We start from the raw sequence: 25758 nt of genomic DNA, 5'->3' as shown, positions 1-25758 counted from the left end.
CCGCTATGACTGCTAATTTAGCACAAACCCTTCTACATTTTTTGTCTGAATTTCTTCTTCGGAAGCATGACGGAGGGTCACATTTTTTAAGTGGATATGACGTACCGGCAAATCCGCATTTCCGTTTATCTTGCTTACAAACTTGGCCTCCGTTGCTTGTACGTTTTCTAAGTAAATATCCTGAATTGGGGTCAATTTTCGAACTACCGTGGGTACCAAAGTACGCCACTGATATAAAACATCCGTATCAATTCCCAAAATACCTTCCCGGATCGCATTAGCTTCAATATTTTTGAAATATACCTGCTTAACATGACCGCCCATCCGCTCATTTGTTTTGATAAACAACAGGTGCATCAGTTTCTCGTTATCATCTGCCACTTTACAATTTTCGACATAGACATTTTCGATACCTCCCGATAACTCACTGCCTATCGCGACTAATTGATGGCCGTCTTTCACGAGACAATCTCGGATAACGATATTCTTAGATGGCGTTTTCAGTCGCCAGCCTTCCGGATTCCTCCCCGATTTAATGGCAATGGCATCATCTCCCTGATCGAATACGCAGTTCTCAATCAGTACATTTTGACTCATTTCCGGATCAATACCATCGTTGTTATGACCATGTGCGTAAACATCAATACCACGCACGATAATATTCTTAGATAAATAAAGATGTACGGTCCAAAATGGGCTGTTACGGATCTTGATATCTTCTACCAATACATTCTCACAACGGTTAAACTGTATAAACTGCGGACGCATATTCGAGGTGTCGTTGACCATGTTTCTATCTTCTACCGGCACGCGATCTTGTGCCCAGTTATATAAGCGTTTGATACTTTCCATGTGTGCCGATGGACGCGGGAACCATTTACGCCATTGACTAATATCTGCCCTAACCTCGCCTTTTCCCGTAATCGCAACGTTCTTTGCCTCGAAAGCATAGATCAACGGCGAATAGTTGTAGCATTCCAACCCTTCCCAGGTGGTAAATACAGCCGGCAAGTAATCTTGTGGATCGGGAGAGAACAACAATACAGCACCTTCGGAAAGGTGGAGATTCACATTGCTCTTCAAATGGATTTTCTTGGTTTTCCATTCGCCCGCCGGGATAATCACATTACCTCCGGCAACGGTAGCGGCAGCTATAGCTTTTTCGAGGGCTACAGCATTTTTTTCTTTGTCTCCCGGTTCTGCACCGTAATCTGTAATGACAAAATCCGCAACCCGTGTAAAGCTCGGTGTTTTGATCTTCGGCATCTTAAAAGGAGCCTCCACGCTGACTTGTTGTAAGGTTACTTGGCTTTTCTGTGCAGAAAGGTGTTCTGCAGTCAGGAATAGAAACAACAGCACCGTCATCGTATATGTATTCCACATTGTACTCATCATCATTTAAATTTATTATTCGACTACTATTTTGTTCAAAGCAACACTATAGCCTGTACTACCGTAGTTGTTTCTTCTTTTATCCGCCCAGTTTCCACGTTCGCCCATTACGGTAACGATTATAGTATACGTATCTTTCGGTAATGCCGGGCTCACAAATTTGAGCGTTTCGGCAGGATATAAACAATACATATCGACAATAGATTCTACGACCGTGTTACCTTTTGGATCCCGTATGCAAACTTTTGCATACCCACCGTCCGGCCGCGCCAGACCGTATAATTTTAGACCCGTTCCGGTAAACGTGTACGAAAAATGATCGTCTTTATTATCTGACCGATAAACCGCCATGCTGTCTGCTTTCCAATTGCCTTGGAAACTCACCGCATCCATATCTTTCAGTTCGATCTCCGTTCCTTGGGTTTGCACGGACTTATGCTGCCCTGTAAACAAATCGATGGTCCAAGCGTCTCGATAAGCCGGAATAGATAAGTGCTCGCCATTTATCTCCAAGGGTTGCCATACATAAGTAGCCGCCGAATTCTGCTTCGGAAATGACCAACGATCGCCCATATACATAAAAGTAGTATCCTGTGTACCGATAATCGGTAATACAAACGAACACTGGGAATTCCAGGTCAGGCTACCTTCCGGCGCAAACAAACCTTGTTCTGTCCAAGGGCCAGCGATGTTCCGTGCGGTATGATACTGATTATCGTTACGCTCCCAACTGGTTAGGTTTGAACTCAGCAAGAAGTACACCCCATTTTTCTTTAACATCGCGGGGGATTCACCCATACCCGGAACACGGCTAGCGACTTGCTTGTCAATCCCACGGTAATCCGCGGTCAATTGATAAATATCGCCATGGTGAACCAATAGATAACCCGTTCCATCTTCATCCTGAAACACGCCCATATCCCATCTCCGGATCGGCTTTCCTTCGTACAGGATGGGACCTTGGAACGTATAAGGCCCGGTGATATGTTGTGCTGTTGCGTACCCGACGTATTGATCTTTGTAGTTCAAGGAATCGACGTGCATAAACATAACATACTCGCCCGTAGCCGGCGATTTCATTACCTTGGGTCGTTCCCCAACACGGTTCTTGCCTAATTTCCCTTCTTCCTGCAACGGAAGTGCCATGCGCTCAAACGTCCAGTTATAGAGATCCGCCGAGGAATAGCAGGCGAAACCGTTAAACACATTCGCCGAATCAGTCTTAAACTCGCCGAACAAATAATATCGACCATTATCTTTGATGACACCTGCGCCATGTGCACTCACGGTATTCCCATGTTGTTCAAACCAAGGCACGCCCGAATAAATCGCTTCGTAAGCGGGTTGCTCAAAACGAGTTTGCCCGTAGCTACAAACGGCTATACAGGCAAACAAGAAGATTATCGTTAGTATTTTCATGTAATCTATAAATGTATGTAATAATACCACGGGTCGCAACCCGTGGTAACCTGTGACCTCACAGACAATATTTAATACCCGTCATTCTGTGGATATTCTCCCGTATCCCTATCGATTACTGATTGCGGAATTGGTCTCAAATAATATTTGTTATCCACTATTCCTGAAGGATTCGCCATTTTTGTCAATATGTTGTGTTCAAAAGCCCTCTCTAACTTTCGGGTACGTTTTAAATCCAGCCATCTTTTATACTCTCCTGCCATCTCTCTTGCCCGTTCATCTAATATAAAATCCAAATCAACATCTGCAGCAGTGATAGCAAGACTTTGTCCTGCTTTCGCCGCTCTCTCTCTAAGAACATTCAGTTTTTCTACAGCTTTGCCCGTTTCCCCAGCATTATAGTAAGCTTCTGCGGTAATTAAGTATGTTTCTCCCAGTCGAAATAAGAATACATCTTTTGTACTGGCATAAGTAAATTCATTGTTATAGGGAAGACCTGCATCTGGTGCATAAAACTTATTGATCATCGGGAACTTTTCTGCACCTCCCACATTGCTGAATGCCTGCTTCCACCGCTCAAAACGGATTACCTCCACACGAGGATTATTAGCCTTCAAATTTGCTTCATCTGTTGACGTGAATGGTTGGTCAGGAAAAGGAAAATAATATCTTAAATCCCCTTTTCTTATGTTTCCTTCATCTTTTGTTGCATAAAGTTCACTAAGAAACGTCGCTTCATACCGGGCGTCCTTCGCTGTGTTGAACAAGGTGTACAAAAATTGCGTAGGCATGAAATCTGACCTCCTCCTATTATAATCTGTCACGGCACTAACTTCATCAAATCCCTGTTCTCGCCAATAACGCCATCCAAACATAATATTCTGCGCGTTGCCATTATAGCCCGGTTGCGGTCCATACTGCACCGAAAAAATAATTTCCCGATTTTTTTCATTCCCTGGTTCAAAGACTTCCGCAAAAGAAGGCTGTAAACTATAAGCAGAACCATTAATGAGCTCCTCTCCTATCTGTGCTGCCCGAACAAAATCTGCGTCGCTACCGAACGATTTATATCCTTTTGTTAAATAAAGTAAGGCATGCAACTGCTTTGCTGCTCCTTGTGTAACTCTTCCAGCTTCCACTTTGGTCGGATCAGCTTCCAATGATGGTATAATGGCCGATAGCTCATTCGCTAAAAACTCGTATACCGTTTGTTCAGATACGGGTTCAAAATGGGTTACAGGCTCTGTAAATTCTTCTTCGACAATAGGCACCGCACCAAAATTCTCCACCAACAGATAGTAATAATAAGCTCTCAAAAAACGAACTTCAGCTGTTCTTCTCGCTTTCAGCTCCTCTCCTAAATCGGGAATTGCATCTGCTCTGTGAATCGCCGTATTACAGCTCTGAATTCCACTGAAAGCAGCGGAGAAAAAAGTATTAATAGGACCATTATCGGGTGTCAACGTACGGTATTCATTGAGCTGTTCTGCTGGCACATCGTTCGCCGAACCACTTACCAGTTCAATTTCTCCACGTGTACCAATATCTGTTCCCCACTCAAACAAACTGGGGTTGATTCCATAGATATCTCGCAAGGAAGCATAACAAGAGTTAACCAAGGATTCATAACCGGCAACGTCCACGTAGTAGTTCTCTGCCGTTATTCCGCTTATATTCTTTTCTTCCAAGAATTTCGCACAAGAAGAAAAGGCAGCAGACAATATAAAAATGAATATGAAAAGATTCTTTTTCATCGTCGTTTTAAAATTAAAATGAAACATTTACCCCAAAAAGATAACTACTCGTGCTTATAGCCGTCCCATAGGTATTTTGGGCAGCCCATTCGGGATCATATCCTTCATAGTCGGTAAACAAAAACGGATTAGTCGCGGTCGCATAAAACCGCAAACTATTAATCTTATATTTACTAATTAAACTGGTAGGAACCGTATAACCCAATGTTATATTACTGATACGCACAAAATCTGCTTTCCGAAAATAAGCGACGTTTACAAATGTACCGGGTGTGCCGGGTTGAAAATGCGTCTGCGACGGATTATCTGGCGTCCAATAATCAACATTCACCTGATTATAAATCTGATTGTAATTCATAAAACTACTGTTGAACGATGAATTAAATTGTTCTCCCCGACGAGTATAGGCCATTGCATAAAGATCGATATTACCATATCGAAATGTTGTCGCAAAAGAACCTGTCCAAGTGGGCACACGCTTGCCAATAATTTGCCGGTCCTCCGCATTGATGACCCCATTATTATCAAGGTCTTTTACACGCACTTGCCCGGGTAGCTGGTTATATCCCGCCGCGATATCACGTTCCGATTCTTGCCAAACTCCATCAAACACATAATTATAATTTACTTGTACCGGATGCCCAATAAAAAAAGCGTTTCCAATATCATCAGCTTTCCCATTGGCGGTTTCGAGGATTTCATTCTTATTCGCATCGAATACAAAATCCGTCTTCCAAGAAAATTTATCTGTCTGTACGTTCACCGTAGTCAATCCCACTTCTAGACCACGATTTCTGAGTTTTCCCATATTTGCACTTACCGATTCCCAGCCTGATGGTGCTGGTAGATTGCGATTCAGTAATATATCGTGAATTTTGCGATCGTAAAGATCAATCGTTCCGTATATCCGATTCCCTAAAAATCCGAAATCTAAACCTAGGTTAATTTCCTTGGTCGTTTCCCAAGTCAGCAATTTATTTGCAAGCCTATTAGGAGAATATCCCTGAACCAGTGCATTTCCAAAAAAATAAGTCGATGCTCCCAAAGTTGCCTGCGTAATATAGGGGTCTACTCTGTCGTTTCCGGACGCTCCGTAGCTTAATCGAAGTTTCAGATCATTAATCGCACCTATTTGTTGTATAAATTCTGTTTGCGAAATACGCCATGCGGCCGATGCGGAGGGGAAAAAACCCCATTTATTCCCTTCCGCCAGTCTAGAAGAACCGTCCCATGTACCCGATAACGTTAATAGGTACATATCATTGAAACTATAATTCACCCGTCCACGGACAGAAGCCAAGGTGTACTGCACAAAATCTGAGCGAACCGTTGGACCGCGAAAAGTGCCGTTAAAGTCTGTATTTGTTGCAGACCCAAAATTATACCACAGCGAATTATAAGGTAAGTTATAAACATCTATTCCGCTAGATTCGGTCCGGTCTTTTTGCATACTTTGTATAACCGTTGCCGTTAATTTATGACCTCCTTCCAACGTTCGCTCATAAATTGCCTGGTTATCCCAAAGCCAGTTAACCTGTTCACTTGTGCTATTATTTCTTGATGAATTATAACCGCCATTTCCTGCCCCTTCTTTTGATTCCGAACCAAAATACCAAGCAAACCTATCGGTATTAAGACTGGGTGAAAAAGTTGTTTTCAGCGTTAAGTAGGGTAACGGCTTTACCTGTAAGTATATCTGCCCGAATGCCCTGATGCCTCGGCTATCCCGTATATCATTGTCAGCATCAAATAAAGGGTTGGTCACACCGTCGCCTCCAAGAACACGAAAAACAGAGTTGCCATCGCTATCATAAGGTGATACCGTGGGCGGTAGTCGATAGGCTGAACGCAACGTTTCGGAACTTCCTAGATTTTGTAAATTTTGCGCCGCATAAAAACTCATTCCAGCCATCCATTTCTCTCCGATATTCTTGTCTATATTTCCACGAAAGGAATACCGTTTAAAATCCTCTGGACTAACGTTACCGCCCTCTTGTAAAAATCCAAGTCCTAACGAAAAGCGGGTTTGTTCATCTCCGCCACTAGCGGAAACATTATGGTTCATCTGCCTGCCATCTTTAAGAAACATTCCCGGCCAATCGGTAAAACGACCTGCGTCGATATTTGCCCATTGCGCTGGTGTAAAGAAAGCATTGTTACTACGGGAAGTATCCCGTCCTGTTGCCAAAAACTGATCGGTACGATATTTTACATATTGTTCTCCGTTCATCATATCCGGCAAATTTGTAGGTTTTCTCGCTCCGGCATAGCCATCGTATGCAATCGTCGTTTGCCCTTGTTTTCCCCTTTTAGTGGTCACAATCACTACCCCTTTGGCTCCACGGGAGCCATAAATCGCCGTTGCAGAAGCATCTTTCAAAACGTCTATTTTTTCGATATCTGCCGGATTAATATCATTCAGTCCGGACGTGGTCGGTATTCCATCGATTACGAACAAAGGAGAGTTAGAACCTCCGAAAGAACTTATACCACGGATATTAATATTATAACCCGAACCGGGTTTGCCCACATTTTTGACAACGACTGCACCTGGTGTTTGTCCTTGCAATGCTCCTGTTGCGTCGGCTGTTGCAGCTCGGGCAATAGTCGTCGATTCCACGGAACTAATCGCCCCTGTAACATCCGATCTCCGTTGGGTTCCGTAACCTACGACAACGACTTCCTCCAAATCAGCGTTGACGGAACGCAGTTTAACCTGTAATTCCGTTCGCCCATTCAACGGAATCTCCTGCGTTTCATAACCCACCATCGTAAAAATCAACGTGACGTTATTATCGGGTACTTGAACGGTAAAATACCCCTGCTGATTTGTTGTCGTACCATTTGCAGAGCCACCCTTCACCACAACAGACACTCCCTGTATGGGGCCGATGGAATCTGATACCACGCCAATAACCGGTTGCTGTTGTTTACTTTCTTCCGCTATAATTTTAACGGGAACAGGTTTAACGCGTGGTTTCTCCTTCACTACAATTGTTTTCTTACTGACGGTATATACCAGTGGTTGATCTGCAAATACACGTTTCAAAGCATCATCCAATGATGCATTTTTTAGATTTAACGATACACGCTTCGACTTGTCAATCGTCAATGGGTTATAGAGAACGTGATATCCGCTCTGCTTCCCGATAGTTTTTAAGGCTTGCTCCAAAGAAGAATTTTTTAGGTCGAGCGTAACCCGTTGTGCGTAACCTGACGCATGTAAACACATCGTTCCGAGCACCATAAAGAATGCTATCAGTTTCATTATTTTCCAGATTTTTGCACCTCGCCTACGGACATATAGACTTGGAGGCACCTCATAATTTTTGTACATTTGGGTGTTTAGTTTTTAAATGTGATTAAGAACTCGGTTTATTTTTTTAATTGCATTAGCTGAACCACCGGGGGCGCGGCATCGCTCTCGGTATTTGCTTTTTGTTTTTTATCTTGTGTACATGTCTAGCCCATAACCAAAATCCTCCTTCCTTCTATTTTAAATGTTACGGTTCCAGTCAGTTCAAGCATATCCAAAACCTCATCCACTTGCCCAAACCGGGAGACCGTTCCTGAAAAAAGCTTGCCTTTCATATTTCCTTTATATTCCACTTCCACATCATACCATCTAGCAATTTTCCGCATGACGTGTTCGATGCTTTCCTCGTTGAACATAAAATAGCCTTCTTGCCAAGCTAGAATCTCTTCCGGGTCAAAAGTTTCCTTTGTTACCTGTCTCTTCGTCTTATCATACACACTCCGTTCACCCGGTCTAAGCGTATAGCTAGATCCGGCGATATCTACCGCTACCTTCCCTTCGATAAGGGAGGTTTTTACACCCTCTTCATCCGGGTAAGCCATGACGTTAAACTGCGTACCCAAAACGGTTATCTCTTGGTTATCCGATTTCACGACAAAGGGCTTTTCTGTATCCTTTTGTACGTCAAAAAAAACTTCACCCTCTATTTCAACAAGCCGCTCAGTTCCGATAAATGCGGTCGGAAAACGTATAGATGACGACGCATTCAACCATACTTTTGTTCCATCAGCTAATATCACTTGGTATTGTCCGCCGCGTGGTGTGCGGATCGTATGATATCTGATCTCACCTTCCGCCATTTCTCCATAACGTAATTCACCTTCTCCCGCCTTATTTGCCCATACTTTTCCATTAATGGTGACATTACCTAAATGAAGTTCGTTCAGCGAGACTTCTGTTCCATCATCCAATACAAGTATCGCGTTATCACCTCCCGGTGCTATCACAATTGTTTCTGTTTTGTCAACAAATGAAGTATCCTTATCCGCAACGAGCCAATATAATCCTCCGATGACAAGTAAGATAGCCGCCGCAGCGTAGCCCCACCATTTTCGCATAGACTTCCAATAGGTGGCTTGATTGTCATTATCCGTTTGCATTTCTCTGTGCAAACGTGCATAAAGACGAGCCTTGACATCCGCTTTATCACCCATAGCTTCCTCGTCCCATATCGTCTCTTCCAATTGAAATTTATCCTGGTAATCTTGCAATTGGCTCAACTCTTCCGCTGAACAGTGACCGGCTATGTATTTCTCGTATAATTTGATGTACTCCTCTTTGGTTAACATGTTTTTGTGTCCCTTTATATACTAGAGTCTTTTTTTAAGGAACACACACATACATTTTTTAATTTTTCCCATCCTGCTCCGTCCTGTATTAAATAATGAGGTATATTTTATTTTTTATAGTTTTTTTAATCTATATTCGATATTGCTAACAGGAAGCCACAGGCACATAAACGAAGACAAAAAACGTTTTGCTAATCGATGGGAGACAATAAGCTTATAGATTCATCTCGCCTCAAAGACCACGCGTATTGGGAGAAGGTACAACAGAAAAGTTGTTCCCAGTCTTTTTCGTTTCTTTTTGACCGGTATTGGGAGACGCTATACAGCACCGCATTTTCATATTTAAAAGACCGAGAAAAAAGCGAAGAGATTACGCATGACATCTTCCTCAATCTTTGGCAAAAACGGGAAACATTGACTATTCAGTCGTTCTCCGCCTATCTTCGGGCGGCGGCCCGCTATCATGTATACAAAGAACTTAAAAAAAGGAAAGCATCCAACATTGTGTATACGGACGAGCTTACCGAAACGGAGGAAGTCATGACTAACCAGGGTGAAGACCGCCTTATTTATCAAGACGCCGAAAGATACGTTGACAGTAGCTTGCAATCACTACCTGCTCGATGTCAGGAAATATACTTTATGAGTAGAAAAGAAAATTTGACAAACGATGAAATCGCAAACAAATTGGGGATATCGAAACGTACCGTTGAAAATCAACTGACCGCAGCGTTACGTCATATCAGGATACAACTGAAGGTAATAAGTATGCTCTTATTATGGTGGTTAATTCTCTAAATAATAAGGGCGATGATCAATCATCGCCCTTATTATTTTCTTATTTTACAAAAAACCGATATTCTGTTTTTGATGTGTATTGTTCGCCCGGCTTCAAGACCGTAGACGAAAAAGATGGCTGATTAGGTGCATCTGGAAAATGTTGCGTTTCCAAACAAAATGCAGAACGGAACGGATAACCTTTCCCTCCCTTACCTTTCGGATCGCTATCCGTCATAAAATTACCGCTATAAAACTGCAATCCTGGCTCGGTGGTTAATATCTGCATTTCTATCCCTGTTTTAGGGGCATAAACGGTAGCTACTTTACGGAATCCTTCCCCTTTCACCAACTCAAAGTTATGATCATATCCTTTCCCTACCTTTAACTGTTCGTTATCTGTATCGATACGTGATCCGATCGTCTGCGGTTTACGAAAGTCAAACGCCGTACCGGCTACCGTGAGGCTCTTACCTGTCGGAATCAACGCCGCATCGACTTCGGTTATAGCGTCAGCATCTATCTGCAACTCATGATCCAATATCGTCGAATCTCCTTCTCCATTGAGATTAAAATAAGCGTGATTGGTTAAGTTCAGTACCGTTTCTTTGTCCGTAGACCCTTCGTAATCGATAACCAACCCTCCTTCATCCGTTAAGGAATACGTTACTTTCATGGTTACGGTGCCTGGATATCCAGCCTCTCCATCGGGAGACGTATACGCCAAGGTAATGGCCGTATCCGAAGTTTGCTCTACGGTCCATACTTTGTTATACACACCATTTGTACCACCATGTAACGAGTTTTCGCCGTTGTTTTTCTCCAGCTCATAGGTAGTGCCATTCAACGTAAAAGTAGCGTTGCCGATACGATTGCCGTATCGCCCCACAATGGCGCCGTAATAATTGCTGGCGTTTTGCTTAAACTCATCTGCTGTATCGTAACCTAGGATGACATCCGTTTCTTTGCCTTCTTTACCTTTTACATGTAAGCTAACCAACCTCGCCCCGTAATTTGTCAGGGTTACGTGCAGCCTGTCATTCTGTAGCGCGTACAGTTTAACGTCTGTTCCGTCGATAACCGCATCAAAAGATGTCTGTTCGATACTGTCGCTTGTTGTTTCTCCTGCTTCGCCTTTATTGGCTCCCTGTTGACAAGCATACGTCAATGAAGCCGTAGCCAATAATGCCATGAAAACGTTTCTTTTCATATTCTTTATGTTTATAGTTATTGTGTTTATTTATTTATCTACCAAAACCGCACGTAAATAGCTGTTACAAGCAGTAAAGTTATCACAATCATCACAAGAATGGAAGGCTCTACCTTAAACATTTTCCGATCGAGTTCAAATGCTTTCGGATTAACCTTCGGACCAAATAGGCTTATTCCCACCATCACCAACATCGTAAATGCAAAAGCTAATCCCATACAAATTTGAAAAGGAATCTCGTATACGCCAAATTTATTGAGGTAGGCTGTATAGATCCACGTTTCAGGCCCAAAGACGTTCACGGCAAACTCGTTAAAGAAAACAGAAAGCACAAAACCGGTGATAAGCCCCGCAATAGCTGCTGGCCCGGTTGTCCGCTTCCAGAACATCCCTAATAAGAACATAGCAAAAACACCCGGACTGATAAAGCCGGTATATTTCTGGATAAAGGTAAATCCACCCGCACCTCCAATACCTAAGGTATCGTTCCACGTAAAGAGAACAGCAACCACGATAGATGCAATAATCGTTAATTTACCAACCCATACCATTTTGCCTTCGCTGGCATCCTTATTCATATATTTCTTATAGATATCCAGCGTAAAGATAGTCGCTATACTATTCGCTTTACCAGCGAGACCCGCAACGATAGCAGCTGTTAATGCCGCTAATGCTAATCCTTTCATACCATTCGGTAAGTAACCTAAGATCGCTGAATAAGCATTATCCGCATGGAATACCCCTCCCGGTGCCATTTCTTCCTGCAAAGCGCCATTCTTATACAATACATAAGCTGCAATACCCGGTAACATCACGATGATCGGCATGAAAAGCTTAAGGAAACCCGCAAAAAGAATACCCTTACGTGCCGTATTAAGATCTGCTCCCAATGCACGCTGCGTGATATACTGATTACAACCCCAATAGTTTAGGTTCACGATCCATATCCCGGCAAGGTACATTCCTATACCCGGCAACATCAAATATTTGTTGATCTCCTCCTGCGTTGCTCCTGGACCCGGTTTCTCAACGATCATATTGAAATGCTCCGGCGCATCGGTCATCAACGCATTGAAACCGGCAAGCACATCCTTACCTAATCCGAAGTGTTCGCTAACCAATGTCAGCGCCACATAGGTTGTAGCGATACCCCCAATGATAAGTACAACCACTTGGATAACGTCGGTAAAACCAATAACACGCATACCACCAAGCGTAATGATAACGGCAAATACCGCCAACGCAACCATAATTAAGTGGAAGGTATCCCCTCCGCCCGCAAGGCTGGAGATGGCTATTGCGCCCAGATAAAGGATAGACGTCAGGTTCACGAATACATATAAGAACAACCAGAACACGGCCATAATCAAGCTCGTCGTTTCATTATAACGGTTGTTCAAGAACTGCGGCATCGTGAAGATCTTGTTTTTCAGATAAACCGGAATAAACCAGACCGCAACGATGATCAGTGCCAAGGCGGCAATAATTTCGTAGGCCGCCACAGCGATACCTACTTCGAAACCGTTCCCACTCATTCCGATGAATTGCTCTGCCGAAATATTCGACGCAATTAAGGACGCACCGATAGCCCACCAGGTTAGTGAACCTTCCGCAAGAAAATAATCTTTACTGGTGTTTTGTGCCGCCGTCTTCTTACGGTAGATCCAATAGCCATATCCGGCTACCACAAAAAAGTAGATTACAAAGATAATGTAGTCTACTGTTGCAAATTTTTCCATTTATTATACAGCTTTATTGATACAAAAAGGCTTCCCGTTACATCATCATGTGGTGGGAAGCCTTGGTTAGGTTATTTTTTTAACAGGTAATATAGTTCATTCCATTTGAGTTGATTTTCCAGGCCTGTCAATGTCGTATTTTCATCAATAGCGACATATTCCAGTCCGGCAATTCTGGCAAAGTCTTCCAAATATTCTGGCGTCAAACTTAGACTATAAGCCGTGTGGTGTGCACCTCCGGCGTATATCCAGGCACTACAGCCTGTTTTCATATCCGGTAGCGGTCTCCATAACACCCGTGCAACAGGCAGCTTTGGGAGTTTCTCGACTACGGGTACACCTTCTACTTTATTCACAATTAAACGGAACCGTGTTCCCATATCGACGATAGAGGCATTTAGCGCCGGACCGCTGATACCGTTAAATACCAGACGCGCCGGATCAGCCTTTCCGCCGATACCCAAGGGATGTACTTCTATCCTCGGCTTATGTGCCGCCAGTGCCGCATCTACCTCCAACATATGCGATCCCAACACCATCGCATTTTCGGGGTCAAAATGATAGGTATAATCCTCCATAAAGGCCGTAGTTCCCGGTAATCCTGCACCCATAACTTTACAAGCACGAACCAATGCCGGTGTTTTCCAATCACCTTCACCCGCGAATCCATATCCATCGGCCATTAAACGCTGAACAGGCAAGCCCGGTAATTGCACCATACCGTGCAAGTCTTCGAAAGTATCTGTAAACCCTTTAAAGTTTCCCGCTTCCAAGAATTTACGAAGACCGATTTCAATTTTAGCTGCTTCGACCAAACTTTTGCGGTCTGCACCACCTTCAACTACATTCTCCGCCAGCTCATACGTTTCTTCATATTCCTGTAGTAAAGCCTGCAGCTCTTCGTCGGTTGTTTCGTTGATTACGGCCACTAGGTCACCGATAGCATAGGTATTCACGGAGAAGCCGAATTTGGTTTCCGCTTCTACCTTATCCCCGTCGGTAACCGCCACAAAACGCATATTATCGCCGAAACGTGCAAATTTAGCACCTTGCCAATCCTGCCATGCAGCAGCAGCCCGTGTCCACACGTTAATACGGTCGATTACCTCCTCATCTTGCCAGTGACCAGTCACGACCTTACGTCCAATATTTAAACGCGTTACAATGTGCCCGAACTCCCGATCACCATGCGCACTCTGATTTAGGTTCATGAAATCCATATCCATCGTTTCCCATGGAATGTCTCTATTGTATTGCGTATGCAAATGCAATAAGGGCTTTTGCAATGCTTTCAACCCTCTTATCCACATTTTTGCCGGAGAGAAGGTATGCATCCACGTCACCAATCCAATACATTCGCGGCTAGCGTTAGCTGCCACAATAGTGTCATATATCTCGTCGCTGTTCTTTACAATTGGCTTATAAATAACCTCAACCGGTATTTTTTCGTGCGCGGAAAGATAGCCTGCAATTTCTGCAGCATGCACAGCTACTTCCCGTAGTGTTTCCTCTCCATATAAATCCTGGCTTCCCGTCAGGAACCAGACTTGTAATTTGTTTAATGCGATATTCATTAGTCGTTATTTAATTTTTTATAGCTCGTCAGGCTCTCTTTACTCATCACTCCTTTACTTCTGTCCATAATATGCATCCGCACCATGTTTGCGGTCATAATGCTTATTGATCAACGCATCTTTAAGCCGTGGAGCTTTTGGGTTGATTTGTTCCGTTAAATAAGCCATTTGCGCTACCGTTTCCAATACCGCACTGTTATAGACCGATTTGATACCTGTCTTTCCCCACGCAAATGGTGCATGATTTCCAACCAATACCATTTCCACTTCTTTATAATCCAGCTGTTGTGCTTCAAAGTGATTCATGATCTGGAAACCTGTTTCGTATTCATAGTTTCCCACGATCATCTTATCGCTCATTGGTGGTGCGCAGGGGATATCTACCGTTAGATGGTCTGCATGGGTTGTCCCGAAAATAGGGATATCCCGTTGGCTTTGCGCCCATGCGGTGCCATAGGTAGAATGCGTATGGGTAATCCCACCGATACCGTCCCAGTGCTTATAAAGCACGGCATGCGTCCTTGTATCCGACGACGGACGTAAATCGCCTTCTACGGTATTTCCATCGAAATCCACGATAACCATATGATCCGGTGTTAATTCTTCATAGGGCACACCGCTCGGTTTAATAGCAAAAACGCCTTTTTCCCGGTCTGCCACGCTGACATTACCAAAAGTAAACAAAACCAGCCCCAATTTGGGTAACTGCATGTTGCAATGGTATGCCTCTTCTTTTATTGCTGTATACATTGTTGTAATATTATTATTCCTTTATATTTTCCACGAAAATGCCTAATTTTCTATACTGCAGATATCGTTCTGCATAAATGGCCACCATTTCCGGACGAGGTTCGTAGGTATGCTCAAAACCTTGCCCCATAGCTTGCATGGCATCTTCCACTTTATCGTAAATACCTGCTGCTGTCGCCGCAAACATGGCTGCCCCCAGTGCACAAGTTTGTTCCGACTTGTGTACACGTATCGGCATATTAATCACATCGGCCATGGTCTGCATAATATACGGTGATTTTTTTGCGACTCCGCCCAGCCCAATAATTCCTTTAACAGGAATGCCTTCGTTTTTAAAACGATCGACAATACTTTTGGCACCAAAACAAGTTGCTTCTACGATGGCACGGAAAATACGGGGCGCATCCGTTCCCAGATTCAAGCCCTGCAAAGCTGCTTTCAAGGTTTGGTCGGCATCCGGTGTACGACGTCCATTGAACCAATCCAATGCCAATTCCGACGTTGCCGTTACGGGCAAAGCTTCGGCCTGTCTGCCAAGCTGAGGAATGACCTGATCATCCACAAAATCAAGTACTTTCTTTAAATCCCCATCGGGCAATATCCCACTATCTGCCAATAAATTCTTCACAGGCCATAGCAATATTTGTTTGAACCAGGCATAAGCATCCCCAAAAGCCGACTGACCGGCTTCCATACCGATCATACCCGGGATAACCGAACCATCTACTTGTCCACAAATACCCTTTACCAGTGTATTGGCGATTTCTTCTTTCGGTGCGACTAAAATATCACAGGTGGAGGTACCGATTACTTTACTTACATAATAAGGTTCAATCTCTCCACCTACAGCCCCCATGTGGCAATCAAAAGCCCCGACACCCACCACCACTTCCGTGGTTAGCCCCAGTCTTTCCGCCCATTCGGTTGATAATGTACCGGCAGACTGATCGGAAGTATACGTATCTGTAAACAGTCGATCTGTCACGCCATCCAGTAGCGGATCCAATGCACTAAAAAATGTATTAGGAGGTAGACCGCCAAATTCCGCAGCCCACAAAGATTTATGTCCTGCTGCACAAACACTGCGCTTGATATCCACAGCGCGCGTTCCGCCTGTCAGCAAAAAAGGGATATAATCACAATGCTCCACCCAGGTATACATGGCTTTACGAACGCTTTCATCTACCCGCAATGTACGTAGTAATTTTGCCCAAAACCATTCAGAAGAATAAACACCGCCTACATATTGTAGATAATTGATATCGAATTTCTCCGCATGATCATTAATTTGCTGCGCTTCTTCTACAGCCGTATGGTCTTTCCACAAAACAAACATAGCGTTGGGATTATTCGCAAATTCATCCAGCAACGCCAACGGCACACCACGTTCATCTACGGCTACGGGTGTAGAGCCGGTCGTATCTACCGAAATAGCTTTTACCTGCTGTGGGGTAAGCACACCTTCCGTTTTTTTCAAGCAATCTTTTACAGTCGCTTCCAATCCTTCTATATAATCCATTGGATGCTGGCGGAACTGACTAGCCGATGCATTACAAAATTCGCCTTTTTTCCATCTAGGATAATAGAACACGGACGAAGTCATCTCGTTTCCATTACTTGCATCAACCAATACGGCCCGAACTGAGTCGCTACCGTAATCCAATCCAATTACATACGATTTTTCCATTTATTGAACACCTTTTCTGGTTTATAACACCTTTTTTCTGTCCTTTCAACATATCACCTACGGTATAGATTCAAGAACTTCCCTTTCAAAATTAATGTCAAATTAACACTTAATTTTAGAAAAGTGAAAATTTTATTTTATTTTCATGAGAATAAATATAATTGTCCATATATTGACCGGACAAATCAATAATTTGTTAACGTGGGAAGACCTTTCAAGCAACATATGGATTTTTACAAAAATGAACCCCAGACATTACTAGCCGTGGATTGTGTTATTCTAGGTTTTAACGGCGAATCACTGGAAATATTATTAGTTAAAAGAGGAATTGCGCCAGAACGTAATAAATGGAGTTTGATGGGTGGTTTTGTATATGAAGATGAAAGTCCCGAAAAAGCGGCATCACGTGTACTCAAAAAGCTCACCAATCTAGAGGATCTCTATATGGAGAATTGTGGCATATTTGGCGAACCAGGTCGCGAGGAGCGCCGTGTAGTGAGTATTGTTTATTTTGCACTCATCGACGCTACACAGTACAGGCATATTCTGAGCGAAGAGTACGAAGCAAAATGGTTTCCGCTGGATAAGCATCCCAAACTTATCTTCGACCACGAAGATATGATTTCTACCGCCAAGCATACCCTACGCACAAAGGCAGCACTGTATCCTATTCTGTTCGAGTTATTGCCGGAAAAGTTTACGATTCCACAAATCGCTTCGCTATATGAATGTGTATACAATATCGATTTGGATAAGCGGAATTTCAGCCGTAAGCTTCTTTCTTCTGGCCTTCTCATCAAGCTAAATGAAAAAGACAAAGAGAATTCGAGAAAGGGTGCGTTTTTTTACCGCTTAAATATGGATATTTATAAGGAGAAAATCATGTCGTTCCTGCGTTATCTACCCAGCTGGTCTGTGGATGAGTGATGAAGACTAACCACTGACTTACAACGATGGTCGGATATTAACATAGAATGGATTTTCCTTCTGTTCCTTTTTTTGTTGCTTGATGATTTGTGCAGCATATTTCCCCATCAGCTCAAAATCTGTGGAGATCGTTGCTATCCCGTTGAGGATAAATTTTTTAAGGGGTGTTTCATTATAAGAAATTACGCCTATATCTTTGCCAATTTGATAGTCTTTTGCAATCGATTTTTCGAGCATATGAACCAAATCATCTTCGGCCAGCATAATGTAGCATTCTCCTCTTTTTAATGGCTCTGTAGAAAGATTGCCTACGAGCAGATGATCAAATGCATATTGTTGACAAAACCTGTAAAAACCTTTGATAATTGCTTTCGGATAGTCACTATGGTCAGGAAAAACAAGTTTCAACGTACGGTACCGCGAAAGAGCAGACAGCATCTTTTCCAACGCTTCATAAATATCCTTTTCATAATTTTCATAGACCGCATCAAAATTTCCGCTCAATCCGTCGATCAGCTTCCCTAACAACATCAACTTGTCGATCGGTATAAGTCCGAGTACCTCCGGAGCTTGATCACTCCCCTCTTTGAAATGTGGAAACACCACATAATGGTCATATTGCTTTGTCAGATTCAACAAGAGGCTTCGCAGGTGTGAGATATCACTGTTATACACAAATAGATCCAAAGAAGCTTCGTCACCCAGCTCGCGGGCAAAGGCGTCGTAAATGATTTTTTTATGTGCGCTCAGTTTATTCAGAAATAGGGCTATCTTCTGCTTGCTAACCACATCGGATTTAGCAACAAAATACCCTTTCCCCGGTGTAGAGGAAATAATATCCAAGCTTTTAAGATGGCGGTAACCCTTTTCTACCGTATCTCTGGAAATATCAAAATACACGCTTACTTCGTTAATGGAGGGTAGGATATCGCCTTGCTTCAATTGATTTTTCCGTACACCTTCGATGACCGCATCTGCTAATTGCAGATACTTCGGCGTAGACGAAAATTCACTGATCTGAATGCTTTTGATAAAATCAATGTCGCTCATGTTGTTCGTGATAGCTATAGAGGGTTAAAGAAACGCTTTTTTTTGAAAAAACGCAAGTTTTTGCTACTGTAGCATTACAAAGAAGAGATCACCTAAAAGAGGTACACCAATTTTGCCATACACCGAATCTTTGATCCATATATCCAGATCCCCGATAAATCTTTGAAAGCCGTGTAAATTTGTAGCATAACCTCCTATAGTGCAATTTCAGCTTCACTGAGCGCCGGGGAGATATGTTCTTTTTTTCCACGCATGATATAATCTAAGACTAGTATAACCAGATTCTACTTATAAAGATACGAGTTTTAATCTGAAACAAAGGAAGCAGAGAACACAAAGCTGATTTCATTAGATATGATGTTGTAAAGATTTGGATTGTGTAGCCATTTTCAAGCATATGATTCTTCGTATGTATCGCGCATGCATCCCTTCGAATTGCTTCTTCATAATTGAGCATGGTTTAGGGCTATCCAATGGAACAGATCGCCCGGTGGTTAATACCCGTCATTTATTCCGTAACTGGCTTACAACACAATCATCCCGCTATCCCGAAGGATAAACCGGTTCATAATTTTAATTTAACGTCATTATTTAATATCATGTAATTGCTTATTCAGTTTATACAAGTTATTTGGTCAGCTCCCACAGGGGAGAAGCTATCAGTTTATTGACTAAATATAGGAATAATTTAAAAAAAGGTAAAACAAAATTATTTTATAATATTAACTATGTGTAACGTTATGACATAATCATACGTTTCTTCAATATCAATTATCAAAACAGAAATTCCAACTAACATGAAAAAAAACACCTTTTTATTGCTCACTACATTACTACTCTTACTGTCTTGCAAAAGTGACAAAGAATATCCTTATGAATATTGGTCGCGATTGGTCGATGAAAAGCATAAAGAAATAGTAGCTCTAACCGAATCGGTAACCTGTACAGATATAGAAGAATTCGAAATTATTCCTTTTGGTGCATACATGGCTCCGCAATATTATTTACGACATTTCTCGATTCAACTAGCGTTTGATAAGCTGTTAGCCGAGTTAGATCACTTACAAAATGAGAGGATACGGGCCGCAGCTAGAGAGGGAATTTATTCTGGTATATGGATGCCTAACCCACCCTTACACAAAGCATGTAAGGACGGCAAGGCAAAACTCATTTTCGCCCAGGATTTGTCTCTGGAGAAGATAAACGAAGAGCTGCCTATTCGTTATGAGGAAATCAAAAATTTCTATAACGATGTATCCTGCACCGATTCTGAAGAATGGAGTGTTGGTTTGTTACTACGTTCAGAATGTTGCTATGAACCCATCGCTAAACATAAAACAATCGATTCAATCGAGATAAATGAAAAAATAGATATCTACAATCGATTAATGGAACGGAAGCATCAGCTTGAAAATACATCGTGTATTCAAATTAACTGTGAAGCCACAACAAACACCCTCTCCTGTATGAATGGCAAGCCGACCATAAAAATAGCACATCAATAGATATAAGCCATATAAAACGAGAAATCCCAGGCATATGCCTGGGATTTCTTTTATAAATCAGATAGTGAATCTACTAATAAGTAATTTTAATTAGCGGGTTCCGCCTGCCCACCATACATTTTCAGTATAAACATACGCACCGTTTCCGTATGCTGCTTGGACATTCGGGTTAGTTGTTGTTTCTGAAGAACCATAAGGTAACCGTAACGGGAACTGACTCGCATTATTTGGATTCTTCAATTCGATCAAATCATCTTCTCCCAACGCTTTCCATCTGCGGATATCGTTATACATCTCTGTAGATTCACCGGATGCGCCGAAAAATGCTAGGTATTTCTGCACCGCAATTTCCTTTAACGAGTTTTCTTGGAACAATGGCTTTACTTCATCTTCGAAATAGGTATCGATATCGGCATCAGTAATATCCGGAGAAGTCTCCGAAATACCACCGTATTGAGCAGGCGCCGGTGCAATAAAAGCAGTTTCGATTGATTTTTCAGAATTAATGATTGCCGCTGTTACAGCTGCTTTTAAAACAGGCTCTATGACTGCAGTAGACCTACCTAAACGTTGCATAGCTTCTGCTTTTAAAAACAACAACTCATGATAGCTTAACAATTGTGTTGACGCAGTTTGTGAATAAACGAAAGTAGAGGTTAGCGGGGGAGCTTGTATTTGAGCATTCCCTCCGTTGGTCGCTAATAATTCATACGAATCACTACCTGTTTCCATGTTGTCCACTTGCACCCAATCCCCACCTGTAAAATTCCGGTTGCGACGAGGGTCGTTGCGTTCGATCATTTTATCGGCAATACTTTTACTTGCTGCTAAAGCATCTCTTGACCATTGAAAATCAAACAATGGATTCAGATTCTGAGCATCGTAGACATTAAATGCAGCTTCCTCGGATGCACTAGCAAAAGAATTATCTACAAACTCGATTACATCCTCTAATGCCTGCGTTTTATTGGATGTGATGTTCAACAGACGCATCGTGTACCGTGCTTTAAGACCGTAAGCCAATTTTATCCATCGATCGTTACGGACATCAAAAGTACCACTAAACAACAAGTCATGACTCGTATAATTACCTGTAACATGCGTATCTCCTTTAGGAATATTGTCGATAGCAGCATCCAACAATGCCAAAATTTGTGAATACAGTTCTTCTTGCTTGTCGATTTTAGGGGTCTTGTTGCCTAATGGATCAAAAGCCTCTGAAAAAGGAACATCACCATACATATCGGTCAAAATAGCCATGTTATACGCTAACATAATTTGTCCAACTCCTAATGTAGAGAAGTTTCCTTCCTGAGAACCACCTTCCGAACATTTCTCTACAATAATACGTGCATTTTTTATCGTCTCGTAAATGCTGTTCCAACTGTTATTGAAAGTAGACGCTCTCTGCGGTTCACCTTCACGATGTTCAGCGTTCCACAATTGATTATGCGATCCTGCTTCGTGCTCAACATACGCAGAAAGATAGGTATTCAAGTCACCTCCAACACTTCTTACCGCCGTCGACACAATAACATCTGCTAAAATAAATTTAGCTTCGACATCTAGCGGATTGTTAGGATTGAAGTTAATCTCATCCATCCTGTCCTCTGAACAAGAGTTAAACGCGATAGGCGCTATAAGTAGTCCTAAAGCTAAAAGTCTATATATATTATTTCTGAATTTCATTGTCTTAAAATTTAATATTCACCCCTAAACCATAGCTCGATGCTCCCGGTAAAGAGAATCGCTCAAAAGCTCCCGACATATTCGTGTTACCCTGAGAAGCTTCCGGATCAAAACCTTTCAATTCTGACCACAAAATTAGGTTACGTGCAAATGCATTTACGTCCACTGTAAACCGTGTATTGGAATACACAGGATATCCTACTGTTATCTCTCTTAACTTTACAAAAGAAGTTCCTCTAATCGAACTTTCAGAAATGTTGTTCAATCTATTAAAATAGTCAAATGCCCTACTTGGATCAATTGATATATCATTTTCAACATATTCGCCAGAACCAGGTGATGTTTCTTTCACCGCTGCTTTTTCAAATAAAAACGAATCACCTCCTCTAAAATCAGCCGATTTTTGCGATGTGCCATAGAAATCCAAGAGAGATGAAGTTGCATTCAGCATCTGTCCACCTTGTTTCCAATCCAAAACAGCACCAAGTCTTACTTTTTTATACTCCAATCTAGTATTGAACCCTAAGATAAAATCGGGTGCTACAGATCCAATGACTCTCTCTTCACCAATTTGAGGTAATCCACGAGCATCTACCACAATTTGTCCGGCATCGTTTCTCAAGTAAGAATTACCATAAATCACTGGAAATTTCTCGCCAATACCAGCACGCACTTGCGGTTCCACAAAACCTCCCAGAAATATGCTTTCTACGCCTTCCGCCAACTCATCTACATAGTTGTCTATTTTTGTGAAATTAAAAGCAAAATCCCAACGGAAATCTCCCTCACGGAAAGGTGCAATGCTCAATGTCGTTTCATGCGCATTAGTGTGGATTTTTCCGCCATTCGTTACCACACTTTGGAAACCACTTGACCCCCCTAACGGTACTTCAAAAATCTGGTTTTTCACGTCTTGACGGGAGAAAGTATAGCTTAGATCAAAAAGACCGTTTAAGAAGGTTAAATCTGTACCAATCTCATACGACCTAGTATTTTGAGGTACTAATTCCGGATCATACAAAATAGGGTAGGGTGTAAATGCCACCGTTGAGCCTAATGGATAAATGATCGGGAAACCAGTAGAAAAACCTCCGCTATAAGTTGGTGTAGAATAATAAGACTCATAGTAGTTACCAGCCTGTCCTACTTCCGCATATGATGCTCTCAACTTACCGAAATTCAACACCTCACTCTGAAGACCTTCCAATTCGGTGAAAACAAAGGATGCCGATACAGATGGATAAAAGAATGAACGGCTATCACGAGGCATATTGGATACTACGTCGTTACGTCCTGTAACGTTCAAATACAACATGTTTTTATATGCCAAATTTAAGTTTCCGAACAGACCAAAGGTACGTGTATGCCGTAAATTTTGCTCAGCAGTGTAGGTAGTTGCATTGTTCATATGGTTCCAACCTGCAAAGTTAAATCCGCCGCCATAACCATAGTCATATCTCCTGTTTCTATCCACAATCTCATTACCAATCATGGCATCGAAAACTAAATCCTCGTTTATCTCCCAGTTATAGACAGCTGTAGCTAATGAGTTTAACTCAGTAACCGAATAGTGATAATTTTCCACTTGTCCTCTAGTCAATCCTGCTTTACCATACCCCCAAAGATCAGTATAATTAGCCGTATAAGAATCTACTCCCAGTTGATATTTTAATGTTAATTTTTGGTTATCTGCTAATTGCGTAGCAAACTGAGCAAAACCGTTTCCGAAGAAGCGTTGTGTCTTTTCTGTAAAACTATTGTGCTGTGTCGCCCAGTAAGGGTTATCGAAAGCACCGCCTCTATAATTAACTTGCGAATACGGATTGTCAGCTACGTGGTTCGGAATACCTTTCAGATCGTAGGACGCAGGTGCGCCGAAAATCGTCGCGATAATACCATCGTTCGCGCTCGTCTGCTTAGAAACGCTAGAGTTCACATAGTTTCCTGAAAAACCAGTTGTCCACTGATCCGACAAGCTAAGCTGTGTCGCTAGTTTAGCATTGTAACGATCTAAGCCTGTTGATGGCACGATACCTTGTGAATTAGTCGATCCTAAACTCATGGAATAATGCCCTTTATCAAAACCTTGCATTATATTTAATGAGTTGTTATACGTATTACCTACATCAAAAAATTCTTTCGCATTATCATAAGCCTGTGGCGTCGCCCAAGGATCTAATCCTGCTGTTGCACGCTGTGGAACGTAGTATTTTCCTGGTTGTCTGCCATCCCGTTGTGTATATTGATTGTCCGTTTCACCTCCGTACGAAGGATTAAGGTGCAACTGATCAATACGAGGCCCCCAAACCGTAGAAGTTGTCGGATTAAAAGTGGGTACATAATTTGTATTTACATCCTGTGAACCCTGTGCATACGTTGTCTGAAAATCGGGCAATACCGAGATCCTGTCAAAAGACACATTGGAGTTAAACGAAATCTGCGCTCTCCCTTTCGGAGCATTCTTCCCGCTTTTCGTGGTAATGATGATCGCACCATTGGATGCGCGCATACCGTACAAAGCAGATGCTGCTTGTCCTTTCAGAATGTTAATACTCTCAATATCATTTGGATCAATATCCAATCCTCTAGCCGAATAATCTGACCCGGTAACAGAGTTCCCGGTAGAGACATCCGAAACAGACGTAATAGGCATACCATCGACCACATATAAAGGTGTATTGTCACCCGTAAACGATCTGGCACCGCGAATAGTAATTTTCGCAGACGCACCCGGCATACCTGATGAAGGTGTCACTTCCACACCGGAAACTTTACCTTGAATGGCAGTTGCTAAATTGCTATTTGCAGCTTGAGTCAAGGCTTCTCCTTTTACCTCTTGCGTTGCAGTAGCCAACGCACGTTTTTCTCTCGTGATCCCCATTGCGGTTACCACCACCTCTTCTAGTGCCTCACCGCCGCCTGCTAGTTGTACATTCACTACAGCACGACTACCTACCGCCACGCGTTGGCTATCATAGCCGATGTAGGAAAATGCTAAAGTGGCATCGTTCCCGGGAACTTGAATGGAATAATTTCCGGAGCCGTCTGTTTGAGTAGCGTTTGACGTTCCGACAACAGCTACAGATACCCCTGCAATCGGAGTTCCATCGCCGGCCGAAGTCACGCGACCACTCACTTGTCGATTTTGTGCGACCGACACCCCTACTAGGCAGGTCAGCACAAAAATTAAACTGAGTAATTTTTGTTTCATGTTTGTGTTGTTTAGTTATTAATTTGTTGATTGTTTGTGTTGTTACGGACATTAACTAACATCTGCACACTTTTGTTTGGACACCGCACACTATCACAAAACTATTACATTAATGAACGATCAAATTAATACAAACCGAAGTTCAAGCAACTTGAAAGTCGAAATCCTGAACAGCCGTATGAAAACGGTGCTGTATCTAACAAAGAAAATGCGATGGAGTAGTTAATAAATTCCGTTTCATTTGTGTTGTTGTTTGTTTAGTTAATCATTTTTTCTATCTCTCCCGCTATCGGAAAAAGCGTCAACAGCGCTCTCTATACTGTTAAAAATTGTTAAACTATGCAAACATAAAAAAATAACTTTGTTCTTGCAACTTTTCAAAAAAACTTACACAATCACTGACACCGTATCAACAAACTAACGGAAAGAATGTAAAATCACAAACAAAACATCACAAAATAATAGAACA

At 42.3% G+C, this 25758-nt stretch carries 16 protein-coding genes; 3 read left to right on the top strand and 13 right to left on the bottom strand.

The features are described from left to right. Window positions 1–12: 12 nt before the first annotated feature. From EWE74_RS17725 to EWE74_RS17705, 5 genes are all read right to left on the bottom strand, one after another. On the bottom strand, window positions 13–1398 hold the full coding sequence (locus EWE74_RS17725) for a glycoside hydrolase family 28 protein (RefSeq protein ID WP_239018705.1): 1386 nt from the start codon (window positions 1396–1398) through the stop codon (window positions 13–15). Window positions 1399–1407: 9 nt separating this feature from the next. Beyond that, complete coding sequence (locus EWE74_RS17720; RefSeq protein ID WP_130142996.1) at window positions 1408–2811, bottom strand: family 43 glycosylhydrolase; 1404 nt, start codon at window positions 2809–2811, stop codon at window positions 1408–1410. Window positions 2812–2882: 71 nt separating this feature from the next. Further along, window positions 2883–4565 (bottom strand): RagB/SusD family nutrient uptake outer membrane protein, encoded by a 1683-nt coding sequence (locus EWE74_RS17715; RefSeq protein ID WP_130142995.1) that lies wholly within the window; start codon window positions 4563–4565, stop codon window positions 2883–2885. 13 nt (window positions 4566–4578) lie between these two features. Next, on the bottom strand, window positions 4579–7833 hold the full coding sequence (locus EWE74_RS17710; protein WP_239018704.1) for a TonB-dependent receptor: 3255 nt from the start codon (window positions 7831–7833) through the stop codon (window positions 4579–4581). A gap of 194 nt (window positions 7834–8027) precedes the next feature. Then, window positions 8028–9170, bottom strand: a complete 1143-nt coding sequence (locus tag EWE74_RS17705) for a FecR family protein (RefSeq protein ID WP_130142993.1) — start codon at window positions 9168–9170, stop codon at window positions 8028–8030. Window positions 9171–9368: 198 nt separating this feature from the next. Between EWE74_RS17705 and EWE74_RS17700 the strand changes: the two genes are divergently transcribed. Beyond that, window positions 9369–9968 carry an RNA polymerase sigma-70 factor gene (locus EWE74_RS17700; RefSeq protein ID WP_130142992.1) on the top strand — a complete coding sequence of 200 codons (600 nt, stop codon included), beginning with the start codon at window positions 9369–9371 and terminating at the stop codon, window positions 9966–9968. Between the two features lie 40 nt (window positions 9969–10008). Here the strand turns inward: EWE74_RS17700 and EWE74_RS17695 are convergent, their stop codons facing one another. The 5 genes from EWE74_RS17695 to EWE74_RS17675 all read right to left on the bottom strand — a co-directional run bounded on the left by EWE74_RS17695 (window position 10009) and on the right by EWE74_RS17675 (window position 16907). Beyond that, entirely contained in the window at window positions 10009–11157 is a 1149-nt protein-coding gene (locus EWE74_RS17695) for an aldose epimerase family protein (protein ID WP_130142991.1), read from the bottom strand. A 38-nt stretch (window positions 11158–11195) separates the two neighbouring features. Next, window positions 11196–12896 (bottom strand): sodium:solute symporter family transporter, encoded by a 1701-nt coding sequence (locus EWE74_RS17690; RefSeq protein WP_130142990.1) that lies wholly within the window; start codon window positions 12894–12896, stop codon window positions 11196–11198. 71 nt (window positions 12897–12967) lie between these two features. Further along, a complete protein-coding gene (gene araA / locus EWE74_RS17685; protein WP_130142989.1) occupies window positions 12968–14470 on the bottom strand; it encodes an L-arabinose isomerase in 1503 nt (500 codons plus the stop codon). Window positions 14471–14524: 54 nt separating this feature from the next. Next, the gene (locus EWE74_RS17680) at window positions 14525–15220 is read right to left on the bottom strand and encodes an L-ribulose-5-phosphate 4-epimerase (RefSeq protein ID WP_130142988.1); all 696 of its coding nucleotides are present in this window, start codon (window positions 15218–15220) and stop codon (window positions 14525–14527) included. A 13-nt stretch (window positions 15221–15233) separates the two neighbouring features. Then, a complete protein-coding gene (locus EWE74_RS17675) occupies window positions 15234–16907 on the bottom strand; it encodes a ribulokinase (protein WP_130142987.1) in 1674 nt (557 codons plus the stop codon). Window positions 16908–17132: 225 nt separating this feature from the next. Between EWE74_RS17675 and EWE74_RS17670 the strand changes: the two genes are divergently transcribed. Continuing rightward, window positions 17133–17834, top strand: a complete 702-nt coding sequence (locus tag EWE74_RS17670) for an NUDIX hydrolase (RefSeq protein WP_130142986.1) — start codon at window positions 17133–17135, stop codon at window positions 17832–17834. 18 nt (window positions 17835–17852) lie between these two features. Here the strand turns inward: EWE74_RS17670 and EWE74_RS17665 are convergent, their stop codons facing one another. Next, entirely contained in the window at window positions 17853–18884 is a 1032-nt protein-coding gene (locus EWE74_RS17665) for a GntR family transcriptional regulator (protein ID WP_130142985.1), read from the bottom strand. A 797-nt stretch (window positions 18885–19681) separates the two neighbouring features. Here EWE74_RS17665 and EWE74_RS17660 point away from each other — a divergent pair. Then, window positions 19682–20389: a hypothetical protein gene (locus EWE74_RS17660; RefSeq protein ID WP_130142984.1), complete on the top strand. Its 708-nt coding sequence runs from the start codon at window positions 19682–19684 to the stop codon at window positions 20387–20389. Window positions 20390–20479: 90 nt separating this feature from the next. On the opposite strand, the gene EWE74_RS17655 is transcribed toward EWE74_RS17660, so the two are convergent. After that, a complete protein-coding gene (locus EWE74_RS17655; protein WP_130142983.1) occupies window positions 20480–22078 on the bottom strand; it encodes a SusD/RagB family nutrient-binding outer membrane lipoprotein in 1599 nt (532 codons plus the stop codon). Window positions 22079–22082: 4 nt separating this feature from the next. Then, window positions 22083–25289: a SusC/RagA family TonB-linked outer membrane protein gene (locus EWE74_RS17650; RefSeq protein ID WP_130142982.1), complete on the bottom strand. Its 3207-nt coding sequence runs from the start codon at window positions 25287–25289 to the stop codon at window positions 22083–22085. Window positions 25290–25758 lie beyond the last annotated feature (469 nt).

Origin of the sequence: Sphingobacterium corticibacterium, assembly GCF_004208525.1 — a bacterium.
Classification (GTDB): domain Bacteria; phylum Bacteroidota; class Bacteroidia; order Sphingobacteriales; family Sphingobacteriaceae; genus Sphingobacterium; species Sphingobacterium corticibacterium.
Note: the sequence above shows the minus strand (reverse complement) of the source record. Positions and strands in the feature narration are given on the sequence as shown.